This is a genomic window from Streptomyces sp. NPDC052107 (assembly GCF_040680215.1).
Lineage (GTDB): Bacteria > Actinomycetota > Actinomycetes > Streptomycetales > Streptomycetaceae > Streptomyces.
The window spans coordinates 1-14,760 of sequence record NZ_JBFAWG010000037.1 but is presented as its reverse complement, the minus strand read 5'-3'; the positions used below and the strand labels follow the sequence as shown (position 1 = coordinate 14,760).

The following is a 14,760-nucleotide window of genomic DNA, read 5'->3' as shown; positions in this document are numbered from 1 at the left end:
ACTCAATCCGCAAGGTGTGATCCAGACCACGACAACCGGCTGGAACTCGACGACACTCTGCCCCGACGTCTAGGAGAGGACTTCTCCTCTCTCAGGGCGGGCGATCATGGACCGCTGTCGCTCGGCCGGATCACGACCGCGGTCGTCACGACCGGTGCGCTGCGCTCGAAGTGCAGCGTGAACGGCACGAGGTCACCCGCTTGCCAGCCGGCCCCGGCCCGCAGCGTCGCGTCCACACCTCGCGGCGACATGGACAGCACGCCGCCCGCAGGGACGGCTGCCGAGGTCACGTCCGCCTTGTAGGCGGCCCGGACGCCCAGCGTGCGGTGCCCGCTGAGGGTGATCCGGCCGTGCGTGGCGGTGGACGTCACGTTCACCAGCCGGTCGTCCGCGCCACCGACGTTGGCGATGTCGAAGAGCGCCGCGGTGTCCGTGCTGTCCCCGTACGGCAGGAGGACCCGCCCGTTCGAGACGGTGATCCGAGCCGGGCTGCCCGCCTTCCCGGCCCCAGCCCAGGTCGTGAGCCCGCCCAGGGCGAGGCTGCACGCGGCCACGGGCGCGAGCGCGGCGAGCAGGGTGTCGGTCAGCCGACGGCCTGTGGGTCGCCAGGGACGCTGCTCGGTCATCGGGTACGCCTCCGGGCGGGAGCGGGCGAGGGCTGCCAGGCGCGCAGCCGCAGGCTGTTGCCCACGACCAGGAGGGAACTCACCGACATCGCCGCCGCTGCGAGCATCGGATTGAGCAGGCCGACCATGGCGAGCGGCACGGTCACGACGTTGTAGCCGAAGGCCCAGACGAGGTTGGCCCGGATCGTGCCCAGCGTGCGCCGGGCCAGCCGGACGGCGTCCGCCAACGCCTCGATGTCCCCGCGTACCAACGTCACGTCGGCGGCCCCGATGGCCACGTCCGTGCCACTGCCCATGGCGATGCCCAGGTCGGCTCCGGCCAGGGCGGCGGCGTCGTTCACTCCGTCGCCGATGACGGCAACGCGGTAGCCCTGCTCCTGCAGGTCCCGTACGAGGTCGGCCTTGGCCTCGGGAGTGCAGCGGGCGTGCACCTCGTCGATGCCCAGAGCCGCGGCCACGGCCTGCGCGGGTGCCTCACGGTCACCGGTGGCGAGCACCGGCCGCACGCTGAGTCGCCGCAGCCGGTCCACGGCCCGGTAGCTGCCAGGCCGCACCACGTCCCCGACCTCGATCATGGCCTCGGCCACACCGTCCACCCGGACCAGGACGGGCGTGCGGGCGGCGGCCTCGGCCACCGACAGCGCGTCTGCCAGGGCGGTAGGCAATTCCCCGTCCGGGGCGAGGACTTCCACCAGCCGGCCCTCGACCAGGCCGCGCACGCCCCGCCCCGGCACTGCGGCGAACTCACTCACGTCCGGCAGCGGCCCCTCGGGGAGTTCCCGCCGGGCGTACGCGGCGATCGCGCGGCCCAGGGGATGCTCCGAGCCGTGCTCGACGGCACCGGCCAGTCGCAGCACCACCTCCCTGCCGAGCCCGGCCGGTACTGAGGTGACCCGGGCGACGGTCATGTGGCCGGAGGTGAGCGTGCCGGTCTTGTCCAGGACGACCGTGTCGATGTGCTGGAGCCCCTCCAACGCCTGGGGTCCGCTGACCAGCACGCCCAGTTGGGCACCGCGGCCGGTCGCGGCCATCAGCGCGGTCGGCGTGGCCAGCCCAAGCGCGCACGGGCAGGCCACGACGAGCACGGCCACGCACGCGGTGACGGCGGCCTGCGGGTCAGCCCCGGCACCGAGCCAGAAGCCGAGACAGGTGACGGCCAGCGTCAGCACGAAGGGTACGAAGACGCCTGCCACCGTGTCGGCCAGCCGCTGCGCCCGCGCCTTACCGGCCTGGGCCTCGGTCACCAGCCGGGTGATCCGGGCGAGCTGGGTGTCGGCGCCGACGGCCGTGGCCTTCACCAGGAGCAGCCCGCCGGCGTTGGCAGCGCCGCCGACCACCGCCGAACCCGGCCCGACCTCGACGGGCTCGCTCTCCCCGGTGACCAGGGACAGATCCAATGCGGAACTGCCCTCCACCACCTGCCCGTCGGTGGCCACGCGCTCCCCAGGCCGCACGACGAAGACCTGCCCCGGCGTCAACCACTCGATGGGAACAAGCCGTTCGTCGTCGCCTTCGCGGACCGTCACCTCTTTGGCGGCAAGTTGGGCCAGCGACCTGAGCGCGGCCCCGGTCCCGCGCCTGGCCCGTGCCTCCAAGAACCGCCCCGCCAGGACGAACAGCGGTACACCCACAGCCGCTTCGAGATAGAGGTGCGCCGCGCCGTCCGAAACCGAGGGCACCAGAGTGAGCGGCATCCTCATGCCGGGCTCCCCGGCACCACCGAGGAAGAGCGCGTAGACGGACCAGGAGAAGGACGCCACCACGCCCAGCGACACCAGGGTGTCCATGGTCGCCGCCGCATGCCGAAGCCCCCGCGCCGCACGCACGTGGAAAGGCGACGCGCCCCACACCGCGACCGGCGCGGCCAGCGCGAAGCACAGCCACTGCCAGTTCCGGAACTGGAGCGCGGGCACCATCGACAGCACGAGCACGGGCACCGCGAGCAGCGCGGTGATCAGCAGCCGAACCCGCTCCTGGCGGGCTTCATCGGAGCCGCCCGTGTCCCTGCCCTCGCGCGTCTCAGGCGGCTTGGGCGGTTCGGGCAGGGCAGCCGTGTAACCGGCCTGCTCGACGGCGGCGGCGAGTTCCTCGGGGCTGATCCGCGGCGGGTGGCTCACACGCGCCCGTCCGGTTGCCAGATTGACGGTCGCCGTGACCCCGTCCAGCTTGCCGAGCTTCTTCTCGACGCGCCGCACACAGGCTGCGCAGGTCATGCCGCCGACGGTCAGGTCGGTCGTCACCAGATCGGCGGCCACCGGTTCCACGCCCATCAGTGGCCACCCCCGTGCATGTCCCCCATGTCGTCCGTGCCACCGCCCCCGCCGGGGTCGCCGTCCCCCTGGCTCGTGCCGGTGTCGTGCATGCCGGGTGCGACGGGCCCGGCGGCGGCACCGACGGCGTACGACACCGTGAACATCAGCACCAGCAGAAGAAGGAACCCACACAGGGCGGGCGGAGGCACCAGCTTCCGCAGCACCGCACCCGCGCCGGAGGAGGTTTGCCGGGACTCGTCCATCAACCGCGTCTCCAGATCACGTCGTACGGCGTCGGTCGGATCGCGCCGTACCGCATCAGAAGTCGGGGCCGCCGGGGGCCGAGTTCCGGAGCAACGTTGTGGTCCGCGTCACGCGAGGGACAACTGTGCCCGGGGGGGCCGCGACGACGGAACGCTGCCCTGCCGACGGCTGTCGTCGGCAGGGCAGGTGCGCTACTCCGTCCGGGATCCGGCGGAGCGGCCGCGCAGGACGGCAAAGCCCGCCGCTGCCAGGCCCAGCACCCCGACGAGCAGCCCGGCGATGCCGAGACCGCGGGCCGTTGAGTCGTCGGCGGAGGCGGTCGGTTTGGCGCTCTCGGAACCCTTCGAACTCGTCGGCGAGGCGGTCGAAGTGCCGGCGTCCTCAGCACCCTTGGCGGTGAGCTTGAGCACGGGTGCCGGGTTCTCCGGCTCCTGGCCGCCCTGGGCCTCCTCGATCCAGCGGACGATCTTGCCGTCGGAGTAGGTCTGCAGGGTCTTGAAGGTCAGCTGGTCGGTGTCGTCGGGCAGCTGGCCGAAGGCGACGTCGAAGTCCTCGTACTGCCCGGGTGCGATCTTGCCGCCGCTGAAGGTGATCTCGGAGACGGCGTCGGTGATGGTGCCGTCGTCGGTCTTGACGGGCGTCTTCAGCTTGGTGTTGGTGACCTGGGCGGTCCAGCCGTCCTGCGGGTGGACCAGCACGCCGAGGACGGGGTGGTCGGTGGGCAGGAAGACCTGGACCTTGGTGGTGGCGGCGTTGTCCTCCTCGTTCGGCACGCGGAAGGTCAGCACACCGTCGGTGGCACCCTTGGCGTAGCTGTCGGGGTGGACGGTGACGTGCGCGGAGGCTACGCCCGCGGCAGCAAGAAGTCCGGCGGCGGTCAGGGTGGTGACGGCGCCGGCGCGGCGCAGGGTGGTGCGGGTCCTGGACATGAGGTGAAGGAGCTCCGTACGGAAGAAGGGATGTCGGGGTCAGATCGCGTACGACATTCCCGTCGGCGGCCCCCGCCGGTGAACGGCGTACCTCAGCCGTACCTGCCTGAGCGCCCATGACTCACCGCCGGCCCGACGCACAAGCCCTGGCCCGGCCGGCGCGCGCCACACCCCGCCGGCCACCTGCCGCCAGGCGGCAAGTCCCGGCACGAACGCGACCGCCCACCGCAGCAGCGACCACAGGGCCACCTCACCGCGCCGCAGCCACCAGGCCAGCAGCAGGGCCGCCCCGGCATGCGCGGCGGTGGCGTTCGGTGTCAGTGCATGAGGCGCTTGGACCATCCGCATGCCGTGCATGACCATCGCGGCGTGATGGGGCTCGACGGCGTGGAAGACAAGGTGCAGCCCGCCCTGGGCGGCCAGCGTCCCCGTGCCGATGGCGACCAGCGACCGTTCACGGCCACCCAGCAGACAGCCGACCGCGAAGACCGGCACGAACCCAGCGGCCTGCACCCACACCGGCGGCGCCATGCCCGTGGCCATGGCATGCCCTCCGGCAGCGAGCAGCACGCACAGCACGGCGAACACCGCCGCGCGCACGCTCCGCACCGCCAGGGACACACTCACGGCACCTGATGCTGCCACGCGCCCAAAGTGTCTCTCCCCCGGCCCATGCATACGCATCACCGCCCGCGGAGCTGTTACCTGGTCGACCTGCCTCCTCCTTACGAGTCGGACGCGGGTGCCGTTCAGTTCCCGGCCACCTCGGGGTCGGCGTGTGGGCGGCCGGCGGCCTGTTCTTCCTGTCGGCGACCGGCCTGACCTGGTCCACCTACGCCGGAGCCAACATCGGCGACCTCCGCGAAGCCCTCGGCCAGTCCACCCCCTCCGTCACCTCGACGGTGAACAGCGGGCACAAGGAACACGGCTCCATGGCGGGCATGGACATGAACGGCATGGACATGGGCTCGCACTCCGGCGCACGCTCCGACGTGGGTCTCGACGCCGTCCTGAAGACGGCCCGCGCCGAGGGCCTGTCCGACCCGGTCGAAATCGTGCCGCCCGCGGACTCCTCCGCCGCCTACGTCGTACGGCAGATCCAACGCAGCTGGCCGGAGAAGCAGGACTCGATCGCCGTCGACCCGGCCACCGGCAAGGTCACCGAAGTCCTGCGCTTCTCCGACTACCCGGTGCTGGCCAAACTGACCCGGTGGGGCATCGACGCCCACACCGGCACCCTGTTCGGCCTCGCCAACCAGATCGCGCTGGCCGGCCTCGCCCTGGCCCTGAGCCTCCTCATCCTCTGGGGCTACCGCATGTGGTGGCAGCGCGGCCGCGGCTCCGCCTTCGGCCGCCCGATTCCCCGCGGCGCCTGGCAGCGGGTGCCGGTGTACGTGCTGGTGCCCTGCATCACGGTGGTCGCCGTCGTCGGCTACTACGTCCCGCTGCTCGGGATCCCGCTCGCCGGCTTCCTCGCGGTGGACATCGTCCGCGGCTGGGTCACACGCCGTCGTACGGGGCACGCACACGCCTGAACCGAGCGGCCGCACCGACGCGGGAGCGTTGCGCGACGCTTGCCGCGATCGCGTGCGGCCGCGGATCTCGTCATGCTTCTCGGGACACGCAGTGTTCGAGCAGCGCGGCCATCGGGCCCTCGACGAGCCGGTAGCGCACGATTCGGCCGTCCTTCTCGCTGTGGACAATGCCTGCGGTCCGCAGCAGGCGCAGAGCCTGGGACACGGCGGTGTCCCTCATGCCGGTGGCGACGGCGAGGTCGGAGACAGCGATGGGGCCGGCCTCGTGAAGGGCGAGCAGCAGGGACAGGCGCCCAGGATCCGAGAGCAGAGAGAAGCGGTCGGCCCAGGCGCGTACACGCTCGGGTTCGCCGACGGCGGCGATGGCGTCGCAGACTCGATGGCCGTCGATGGTGCGCTGCCCGGCGCGTTCCGCGGGGACGAGATGCATGGGCCCATCATCGCAGTCCGCGAAATCCCGCCTCAATACCTGCTCAGTTATGCAGCCTTGCAGCCTCAACCTCCGGCCTTCTAGGGTGAGCGGGCCGTGGTGTTCGGGAAGACCGGTGACAGTCCCTCAGGGTCTCAGTCCGGAGCGGCCCTCGCCACTGTGATCGGGGAGTTCCCGCCCCATGCATCGCCACTGGCCTCGCGGCCGGGAAGGCAGGGGCGGGCGCGATGACCCGTCAGCCAGGAGACCGGCCACGGCAGCACGAAGCTGATCCACGAGGTGCTGGAGCGTGACCGTATGACCATGCCCGCAGGCGTGCCCGAAACCGCCGCCTCCCCTTCCTTCCGCTGGCGGCGCGAGGACACCGTCCGAACCGCGGGCCTCCTGGCCGTGATCGTCGCTTTGCACGTGGTCGCCTTCGGGATCCTGTTCCTGCTCGTGGTCCCGCGCCACTACGAGGTCGGCTCCAAGGCGTTCGGGGTGGGCCTGGGCATCACGGCCTACACCCTCGGCATGCGGCACGCGTTCGACGCCGACCACATCGCCGCGATCGACAACACCACCCGCAAGCTGATGGCCGACGGCAAGCGGCCGGTCTCGGTAGGCTTCTGGTTCGCGCTCGGCCACTCCAGCGTGGTGGTCGTCATGGCGGCGCTGGTCGCGGGCGGCGCAAAGCTCGCCGGCACCCTGATGAACGACGGCTCCCGCACCCACCAGGTACTCGGCACCGTCGGCACCACGGTCTCCGGCGGCTTCCTGTACCTCATCGCCGCCCTGAACCTCGTCGCCTTGGTCGGCATCGCCCGCGTCTTCAAAGCGATGCGGGCCGGGCACTACGACGAGACGGAGCTGGAGGCCCACCTCGACTCACGCGGCTTCATGAACCGCATCCTGGGCCGCCTCACCAAGTCCATCCGCCGCCCCGGCCAGATGTTCCCCCTCGGCTTCCTCTTCGGCATCGGCTTCGACACCACGACCGAGGTCCTGCTCCTCGCCCTGGCCGGCAACGGCGCCGCCGCCGGCCTGCCCTGGTACGCGATCCTGTGCCTGCCCCTTCTCTTCGCCGCCGGCATGAGCCTCTTCGACACCCTCGACGGCACCTTCATGAACTTCGCCTACCAGTGGGCCTTCTCCAACCCGGTGCGCAAGGTGTTCTACAACCTCACCATCACCGGCCTGTCCATCGCGGTGGCCTTCTTCGTCGGCACGATCGAGCTGGTCGGGGTCCTGCACGACAAACTGGGCCTGAGTGATGACGTCTCCGGCTGGATCGCGGGCCTGGACCTGGACAACGTCGGCTACGTCATCGTCGGCCTGTTCGTGATCGTCTGGGCCGCAGCCATCGCCTACTGGCGCCTGGCCAAGGTCGAGGAGCGCTGGAGCACCCGCACCGCAGACGCCGGCTGACGGCGCGCCGTACTGCCGGTAGCCATCATCGGGCCAGCCGCATCCTCGGCCGACCGCTGCGTCGCCTGGCGTACGGCGGCGCGCCAGCATTGAAGTCGGAGCAGCGTCGACAGCGAAACGCGGCAGACCCCGAACGTGCTCGCCGGAGCGGGCGGATGCTGCGAACAAGCGGCGAGCACGGATTCGCGGCAACGGACGGTCTCCCTATGACCGGCTCGACATCTTCGAACGTCTCACGGCTTCGCGCAGAAGCCCCGTCGGGATGGCTCCCGGAAGGGCTTCACCGTTGCGCCCTCTCTCACGGACGCCCCTATGACGGGGGGACGCTGGATACCGTCCTGACCAGGTTGAAGACCGCTCGGGCGACATATCGCAGGGCTGACCCCGCACAGCGCGGCGACAGACACCTCGCTGCCCAGGCGGTGACGCCGAGGAGACCGAGGGGCGTCCTGGGGTGCCCGAGGTAGATCATCTGGTTCGACATGGCGACGGCGATCCCCCGCCAGGGCAGAAACTACGGCACACACGGAGCGCGCGACCTACAGCGGCTCCTGCACGCCGGCCACCATGCAGGCGAAGCCGGTGCCCCGCCAACCGGCACACCGCGTCATCCCGAAACAATGCGAAACTCGAATTCGGGACGGTCCCATGGCACGGCGGGAGGGTTCGCGAACGCGGTCCCGGTCCGCACCGCACCGACGCGGTGGTAGAAGCCCTCGGCGGGAAGATGCGACACGACCTTGACACGGTCAAGCCCGGCGGCACGGGCCTCGGACTGCATGTGCGCAACGAGCAGCCGTCCAATACCACGTCCTTGCGTGTCGTCGGCGACGAACAGCAGGTCGAGCTCCGGTGGAGCGAGGACGAGCGAGTAGAACCCGATGACCCGGCCTCCATGCTCGTCGGCACCGACGGCCACAAAGGCGCGGTGGGCTTCGATGTAATCAGGACCGACCCGGTAGCCCGCCACTGCGGCTGCGTACTTACCCTCGTAGGCGCCTGAGCCACGCACGAGCCGCGTGAGCCGTTTGGCATCCCGCGCGACTGCCCTCCGTATCGTGATCGGCTGGCTGATCGGAGAAGTGCGTGAACTCATCGAAAGAGTATTTCGCACCGGAGAGTGCCTTCGTACGGCGGGTCGGCTGCCCGGGCAGGCGCTGCTGCACCGCTCCCGGGAACCGCTCGCCCAGGCCCCGATCGACCACGTCACTGCCGCCGAACGGGTCGCCCGCCAGCAGCAACCAGACGCCCGAACCGCCGCGGAGGAGCCGACACCACGCGAGACCCTGCACCACTTGGTTCGGCGGGGAGTTCCCGTGCCCGTGGTACGCATCGGTCGTACGACACGTGTCGTTACAGCGTCCTTGCTCCGTATGCTCGAAAGCGGAGAGCCGGAGTGCAGCGGTGTCCGCGCCGGACGCTGCATGCCGTCGTAGCCCGCCGCGCGAGGAGCTGCGCCGGAAGCACTGCCGGAGTACGGCCCTTCGCCGTGAGCGGGGCCGGATGAACTGGGCTCAGTCCTCGTCCTGGGCTCGTCGGTAGAGCTTGGCGATGTCGTCGTCGAAGTACGCGGCGTAGGACACATCGTCCTGGTCGCCGCCGCCCTGATGGCCGCCCAGGACGCCGATGACCGTGCCGGTGTGGCTCTTGGGGTCGTAGTCGGCGAGCCAGGGGCTGCCGCTGGTCCCGTCCTCGAGATCGGTGCACTGGATGCGCAGCTGGGTGTCGCTGAACTTCGTGGTGCGGTTCTGGCATGAGATCGGGGTGTCACGGCTGGTGGGATAGCCGGTGATCTTGACCTTGTTGTCGAAGCCGTGGTTTATGCCGAGGGTGTTGCCGCCCAGGATGTCCTGGATGTCCTTGCCGTCCTTCTGGTCGAGGACGAGGAAGGCGACGTCGAGGTCCTCGTCCTGCGACTTGGCCCAGCGGTCGTCGACGATCACCTTGCTGACCTTCCACAGGCCGGTGGGTTCGTCGCCGTTGCGGTAGCCGGGGGCGAAGACCAGGTCGTTCAGCGGCTGTCCGGAGTCGGCGTCGAAGGCGCAGTGGGCCGCGGTGATCAGCATGTTCCGGCCCGGACTCTGCACCACGCTCGCCGTGCAGAAGTGGGCGCCCTGGTCGTCCTTCTCGAAGACCGCGCCGATCCGGGCGTTCTCCTCGGTCCTGCGGGGGGTGTACGCGTTGCCGTCCTTGGCCGGGGCCATCGCGGAGAGGGCCTGGTCCTGGTCCTGCGGGGACTGGCCCCGCTCGCCAGACTTGCCGAAACCGCTGCTCCCGCTGCTTCTGGCCGTATGGGTTTCCCCCGCGGCGTCGCCCACCACTGCGGCTGCCCCGACGATGACCAGCGTCAGGGGCAAGACGGATTTCCTGGCTAGCGAGCGCACAAGGTCATTATCGACGCGGGCCGGGGATTCGGGAGGTGCTTCACCGGGAGGCTCCCGTCACAGTCCACCGTCCCAAAGGCACCGGCCTGACAGCCCACACCCCCAAGGACCTGGACACCGTCACCGCCGAGCTCAATAGCCGCCCGCGCAAGGCGCTGAAGTGAGAACCATGGATCACTTCGTACAGGAGCTGGTGCGGATGATGCGCGACGCCGAGGAGAACACGCTTTCCGCTCGACCAAGCCGTCTTCTTCAACAGCCTCAGCCTCCCCGACGATTCGTCCAGGGCCGTCCGCCGTCTCGTGGCCAGGGCGAGGAACATGCGGACACACCAGCATCAACGGCGATTCACTCGCTCACCGCTGCAGCCTCACAAGACCTGCATCGGCATGGCCTTGACCAGCGTAAGAGGGCGGCCGCATGGTGAACCAACCGGCCCGCAGCTGACCTGACATTCCGTCTGTCGACGCTGTCTTTCGTCATGTGGCCCTTCCAAACCCCCTGAAACCGCACGGAGGCTTGATGCACCGACGCGAGATACCCTCCGGATCCCTGGTGATCCGCCGCCACCAACCGAGACGCCGGATGCGGAGGATGGCAGCCGGCCTCACGGCGACGCTCACACTCACCGTCACCGCCCTCACCCTCGGCCTGTCCACGGGTGCCCAGGCCGCTGCTCTCTCATCCGCCTCCGCGGGTAGGACGGACTTCGGCTGCGCCCATCCCTCGCAAGCGGGACAAGCCCGCTGTTTCGGCGACCTGAAGGCCCACCGCACCCCTTCGGGACGCATGTCACCGTTCACCACCGGATCCCCGACCACGATGGGGTACGTACCGTCCGATCTGCGCTCCGCCTACAAGCTGGGCGGCACCTCGGGATCCGGCCGGACGGTGGCCATCGTCGACGCCATGGACGACCCGAACGCCGAGTCCGACCTGGCCGCTTACCGCAGGGCCTACGGTCTGCCGTCATGCACCACCGCCAACGGCTGCTTCCGCAAGGTGAATCAGAGCGGCCACGCATCGCCGCTGCCCTCCGGTGACTACGGATGGGCCGAGGAGATCAGCCTCGACCTCGACATGGTCTCGGCCGTCTGCCCCGGCTGCCACATCCTCCTGGTCGAGGCGGACTCGGCGAACGTCCCGGACCTCATGCGGGCCGAGGACACCGCCGCCACCACACCGGGCGTCGTCTCGGTCTCCGACAGCTGGGGTGGGTCCGAGGACAACACCGTCACCTCCTACGACTCGCACTTCAACCACCCAGGCGTCGCGATCACGGCGAGCTCGGGTGACTCCGGGTACGGCGTCTCCTGGCCGGCCTCCTCCCCGTACGTCACCGCCGTGGGCGGCACCACGCTGAGCAAGGCGTCCAACTCCCGCGGCTGGACCGAGACCGCCTGGAGCGGCGCGGGCTCGGGCTGCTCGGCCTACGAGGCCAAGCCGTCCTGGCAGCACAATTCCGGATGCGCCAAGCGCACCGTCGCCGACGTGGCCGCGGTCGCCGACCCCAACACCGGGGTGGCGGTCTACGACACGTACAACAACTGCGGCGGCGGAATGTTGTGCGACACCGAGCTTCAACTCGGTCTCGCCCAGGGTGCCGACGGATGGGTCGAAGTCGGAGGCACCAGCGTCTCCTCGCCGATCATCGCGAGCGTCTACGCACTGGCCGGAAACACCTCTCAGGTCGTCAACGGCTCGTATCCGTACAGCCACACGTCGGCGCTCAACGACGTCACTTCAGGCAGCAACGGCTCCTGCGGCGGCAGTTACCTGTGCACCGCGGGTCCGGGATACGACGGGCCGACCGGCCTCGGCACGCCCAAGGGCACCGGCGCCTTTTGACGGCGGCGCCCTCTGGACGACAAGGGCTGGACTCGCACCGCACTGATGCGGCGCGAGCCCAGCCCTTGCCTCCCCTCAGCCCTCCAGCCAGCCATGGAACAGTCCGCCGTCTCGCGCCAACTGCGCCTGCTGCGCGCCCTCGGCCTGGTCACCGGCCGCCGCGACAGCAGGCGCATCGTCTACGGCCTCTACGACGACCACGTCGCCCAACTACTGGACCAGGCCGTCCACCACATCGAGCACCTGCACCTCGGCGTCCGCGACCTCGGCTGACGCACAGCATCCAGGAGCAGTGCGTCAGTTGAGGTGTGCCACCTGCTGCGGCGCCGGGGCCGCGCGCAGCCGGTCGGGCAGCGTGCCGTCGTCGGGCGTTCCGGCCCGAAGCCAGGCCCCCACCGCCTCGGCGTCGGCTTCCGTCGCCTGCGGACCGAGGCGTACGACGACACCACTCGGCCTGCGGTCGGCCCCGCACGGCTGTACGGCGGCGTGCAGCCCGCGGCGCCTGCGGCAGTGCAGCACCCTCGCGAGGCAACCGGTGGAGACCATCACCCCTTGCGGGCACTCCCGGACCGCACGGCGCAGGGCGTCCATCACCCGCTCCCTCGCGGCGGCACGGCATGAGCCGCAGACCACGAGGGTGAAAGGGTGGCTCTGACGGCCGCCTGCGGTATCGCTCATCTCTGAGTCTCCTCCGTATGAGTGAAAGGGATCCCCTGTTTGCCGCCGCGTGGTCCCCAACCTGCTGTGGGAATCGGCCAGTTGCGGCTCTGGTGATTTGACAGCACCCGACCGCACCACCAGCCTATGCTCATGACATCCATTTTCAATACGGGGAGTGGTTAGCCATGCGCGTTGCCTTCGTCGGCAAGGGCGGCAGCGGCAAGACGACCCTGTCGGCCCTCTTCTCCCGTCACCTGGCGCACTCGGGAGCGCCGGTCGTCGCGATCGACGGCGACGTCAACCAGCACCTGGCCCACGCCCTCGGCCTCGACGAGGACGAGGTCTTCGCCGCGCCACCGCTCAGCGCACGCACCGGTGAGATCAAGGAATACCTGCGCGGCACGAATCCGCGGATCCCTTCCATCGAAGCCATGGTGAAGACGACCCCGCCCGGACGCGGCTCCCGGCTGCTGCGACTGCTCGGCGACGACGAGATCCACAGCCACCACGTCCAGGAGGTCAGCGGCGTACCGCTCATGGTCACCGGCGCCTTCGCGGAGAGCGACCTGGGAGTGGCCTGCTACCACTCCAAGCTGGGCGCGGTCGAGCTGTACCTCAACCACCTCGTGGACGGACCCGGCGAGTACGTCGTCGTCGACATGACCGCCGGCGCCGACGCCTTCGCCTCCGGCCTGTTCACCCGCTTCGACATGACGTTCCTGGTCGTCGAGCCGACCCGCAAGAGCGTCTCGGTGTACCGCCAGTACCGCGACCATGCGGCCGAGTTAGACGTCCCCGTCGCCGTCGTCGGCAACAAGGTGACAGGCGAGGACGACCTGCTCTTCCTCAAGGAGCACGTCGGCGACGATCTGCTCGCGCACTTCGCGCATTCCTCCTACGTACGCGCAAAGGAACAGGGCCGCGGCCACGGCGAGCTGGAGCCGCACAACACCCGCACCCTGGACCTGCTGCGCGCGGCCGTGGACGCCCGCCCCAAGGACTGGGCGGCCTTCCAGAAGCACGCCGTGGAGTTCCACCTGCGCAACGCCGCCGCCTGGGCCAACGAGGCCACCGGCCAGGACCTCGCCGCCCAGGTCGACCCGGACTTCCATCACGGCCCCGCAGCCCTGACCGTCTTCGCCTGACCCCACCCCTCCACCAAAAGAACCACAGAACAGGACAGCCCTTCATGTCACTCGACGTCTCCCCGCAGCTGCTCGCCGAAGCCGAGAAGGGCGAGGTACGGGAGCAGGACTTCATGGAAACGGTGCGCACCTCCCTGCCGTACGCCTACGACCTCATCGCGCGCCTCGCCGAGGAACTGCGGTCCGGCACGGCGGAGTTCGCCGACAACCAGACCCCGCCGCCCTCCGAGAAGGAGCGCGGCCAGCTCCTGCGCGCCCTGTCCAGCGACGCCATCCGCGGCAGCCTGGAATGCCACTTCGGCATCGCCCTCGCCTTCCAGAACTGCCACCGCGTCGCCGCCTTCCACTCCGAGGCACGCGGCGGCGAGACCCACATCCGCTTCACCTCGTTCCGGGCGCAGATCCTCAACCAGTCACCGGAGTTCCGCGACTGCTGAACCACTGGCGGTCGCGAGCGCCGACTGCCGGAACCGGCGTTCGGCAGTCAGGCCGCCCACTTCGTCCCCTCGGCGGCCGTCGCCCACCAGGACACCCGGTCCTCGTGAGCGACGGCCGCCAACACTTGTCCCGGCGGCATCCGCCGCACCCCCTACCTGCGCAGCCCCCGAGCAGTCGTACGCATGGTCAAGAGATGGCAACGGTTTTCATCTGACATTGATCTGAAAATCATTTCCATCTAGCGTCGAAGGTGTCGCCACACGGTCGGCGCGTGTCTGCCGCGCGCCCGGCATCGCCAGAAGGAGCTCCCGCATGTCCACCGCCCCCGCCTCCCGTTCCATCCGGCCGACCGCGAGGATCGCACTGGTCACCGCGACGGCCGCCCTGACGGCCGTGACGGCGACCGCCTGCTCGACCTCGTCCTCGCACACCACCGACACCGCCGCGACCGGCAGCGACAGCGGCTCGGGCAAGACGATCCAGGTGACGGCGGCCGAGAACTTCTGGGGCAGCATCGCCTCCCAGCTCGGCGGCAGCCACGTGAAGGTGACCAGCATCATCGCCAACCCGGCCACCGACCCGCACGACTACGAGCCGACCGCCGCCGACGCCCGCACCGTGGCCGCAGCCCAGTACACGATCGTCAACGGCATCGGCTACGACGCCTGGGCCGACAAGCTGCTCGCCGCCAACCCCGGCAGCGACCGCACCCAGCTCAAGGTCGGCGACCTGGTCGGCATCAAACCAGGCGGCAACCCGCACCGCTGGTACTCCCCGGACAACGTCCACCAGGTCATCGAGAAGATCACCGCCGACTACAAGAAGATCGACCCGGCCGACGC

The 14,760-nt window shown here is 70.0% G+C and carries 14 protein-coding genes, 2 pseudogenes and 1 riboswitch; of the genes and pseudogenes, 7 read left to right on the top strand and 9 right to left on the bottom strand.

Going from position 1 to position 14,760, the window contains the following annotated elements:
• Positions 1-104: 104 nt before the first annotated feature.
• The 5 genes from AB0M27_RS29865 to AB0M27_RS29845 all read right to left on the bottom strand — a co-directional run bounded on the left by AB0M27_RS29865 (position 105) and on the right by AB0M27_RS29845 (position 4,698).
• The gene (locus tag AB0M27_RS29865) at positions 105-626 is read right to left on the bottom strand and encodes a copper chaperone PCu(A)C (RefSeq protein ID WP_365726049.1); all 522 of its coding nucleotides are present in this window, start codon (positions 624-626) and stop codon (positions 105-107) included.
• Complete coding sequence (locus AB0M27_RS29860) at positions 623-2,896, bottom strand: heavy metal translocating P-type ATPase (RefSeq protein WP_365726047.1); 2,274 nt, start codon at positions 2,894-2,896, stop codon at positions 623-625. Before AB0M27_RS29860 ends, AB0M27_RS29865 begins: the two co-directional genes overlap by 4 nt.
• The gene (locus tag AB0M27_RS29855; RefSeq protein ID WP_365726045.1) at positions 2,896-3,141 is read right to left on the bottom strand and encodes a hypothetical protein; all 246 of its coding nucleotides are present in this window, start codon (positions 3,139-3,141) and stop codon (positions 2,896-2,898) included. Before AB0M27_RS29855 ends, AB0M27_RS29860 begins: the two co-directional genes overlap by 1 nt.
• A gap of 192 nt (positions 3,142-3,333) precedes the next feature.
• The gene (locus AB0M27_RS29850) at positions 3,334-4,071 is read right to left on the bottom strand and encodes a YcnI family protein (RefSeq protein WP_365726043.1); all 738 of its coding nucleotides are present in this window, start codon (positions 4,069-4,071) and stop codon (positions 3,334-3,336) included.
• Positions 4,072-4,110: 39 nt separating this feature from the next.
• A complete protein-coding gene (locus AB0M27_RS29845) occupies positions 4,111-4,698 on the bottom strand; it encodes a hypothetical protein (protein ID WP_365726041.1) in 588 nt (195 codons plus the stop codon).
• Positions 4,699-4,817: 119 nt separating this feature from the next.
• Here AB0M27_RS29845 and AB0M27_RS29840 point away from each other — a divergent pair.
• Positions 4,818-5,606: pseudogene (locus tag AB0M27_RS29840) on the top strand (PepSY domain-containing protein); the annotation flags it as partial.
• 70 nt (positions 5,607-5,676) lie between these two features.
• On the opposite strand, the gene AB0M27_RS29835 reads toward AB0M27_RS29840, so the two are convergent.
• Entirely contained in the window at positions 5,677-6,036 is a 360-nt protein-coding gene (locus tag AB0M27_RS29835) for a metalloregulator ArsR/SmtB family transcription factor (RefSeq protein ID WP_365726039.1), read from the bottom strand.
• Positions 6,037-6,116: 80 nt separating this feature from the next.
• Positions 6,117-6,307, top strand: a riboswitch (cobalamin riboswitch).
• A 26-nt stretch (positions 6,308-6,333) separates the two neighbouring features.
• Here AB0M27_RS29835 and AB0M27_RS29830 point away from each other — a divergent pair.
• Positions 6,334-7,443 carry a HoxN/HupN/NixA family nickel/cobalt transporter gene (locus AB0M27_RS29830; RefSeq protein ID WP_365726037.1) on the top strand — a complete coding sequence of 370 codons (1,110 nt, stop codon included), beginning with the start codon at positions 6,334-6,336 and terminating at the stop codon, positions 7,441-7,443.
• Between the two features lie 607 nt (positions 7,444-8,050).
• Here the strand turns inward: AB0M27_RS29830 and AB0M27_RS29825 are convergent.
• Positions 8,051-8,539 (bottom strand): GNAT family N-acetyltransferase, encoded by a 489-nt coding sequence (locus tag AB0M27_RS29825; RefSeq protein WP_365726035.1) that lies wholly within the window; start codon positions 8,537-8,539, stop codon positions 8,051-8,053.
• A 418-nt stretch (positions 8,540-8,957) separates the two neighbouring features.
• The gene (locus AB0M27_RS29820; protein ID WP_365726031.1) at positions 8,958-9,800 is read right to left on the bottom strand and encodes a trypsin-like serine protease; all 843 of its coding nucleotides are present in this window, start codon (positions 9,798-9,800) and stop codon (positions 8,958-8,960) included.
• 621 nt (positions 9,801-10,421) lie between these two features.
• On the opposite strand from AB0M27_RS29820, the gene AB0M27_RS29815 reads away from it, so the two are divergent.
• Positions 10,422-11,675, top strand: a complete 1,254-nt coding sequence (locus AB0M27_RS29815) for a S53 family peptidase (RefSeq protein WP_365726029.1) — start codon at positions 10,422-10,424, stop codon at positions 11,673-11,675.
• 93 nt (positions 11,676-11,768) lie between these two features.
• Positions 11,769-11,948 (top strand): annotated as a pseudogene (locus tag AB0M27_RS29810) (ArsR family transcriptional regulator); the annotation flags it as partial.
• 24 nt (positions 11,949-11,972) lie between these two features.
• On the opposite strand, the gene AB0M27_RS29805 reads toward AB0M27_RS29810, so the two are convergent.
• Positions 11,973-12,353 (bottom strand): hypothetical protein, encoded by a 381-nt coding sequence (locus AB0M27_RS29805; RefSeq protein WP_365726027.1) that lies wholly within the window; start codon positions 12,351-12,353, stop codon positions 11,973-11,975.
• A gap of 167 nt (positions 12,354-12,520) precedes the next feature.
• Here AB0M27_RS29805 and AB0M27_RS29800 point away from each other — a divergent pair, with 167 nt between their 5' ends.
• The 3 genes from AB0M27_RS29800 to AB0M27_RS29790 form a co-directional block, all read left to right on the top strand.
• Positions 12,521-13,480 (top strand): adenylyl-sulfate kinase, encoded by a 960-nt coding sequence (locus tag AB0M27_RS29800; protein WP_365726025.1) that lies wholly within the window; start codon positions 12,521-12,523, stop codon positions 13,478-13,480.
• Between the two features lie 44 nt (positions 13,481-13,524).
• On the top strand, positions 13,525-13,917 hold the full coding sequence (locus tag AB0M27_RS29795; RefSeq protein WP_365726023.1) for an SCO5389 family protein: 393 nt from the start codon (positions 13,525-13,527) through the stop codon (positions 13,915-13,917).
• Positions 13,918-14,230: 313 nt separating this feature from the next.
• Positions 14,231-14,760 (top strand): zinc ABC transporter substrate-binding protein (locus tag AB0M27_RS29790; RefSeq protein ID WP_365726021.1); only part of this gene is annotated, 530 nt, incomplete at its 3' end.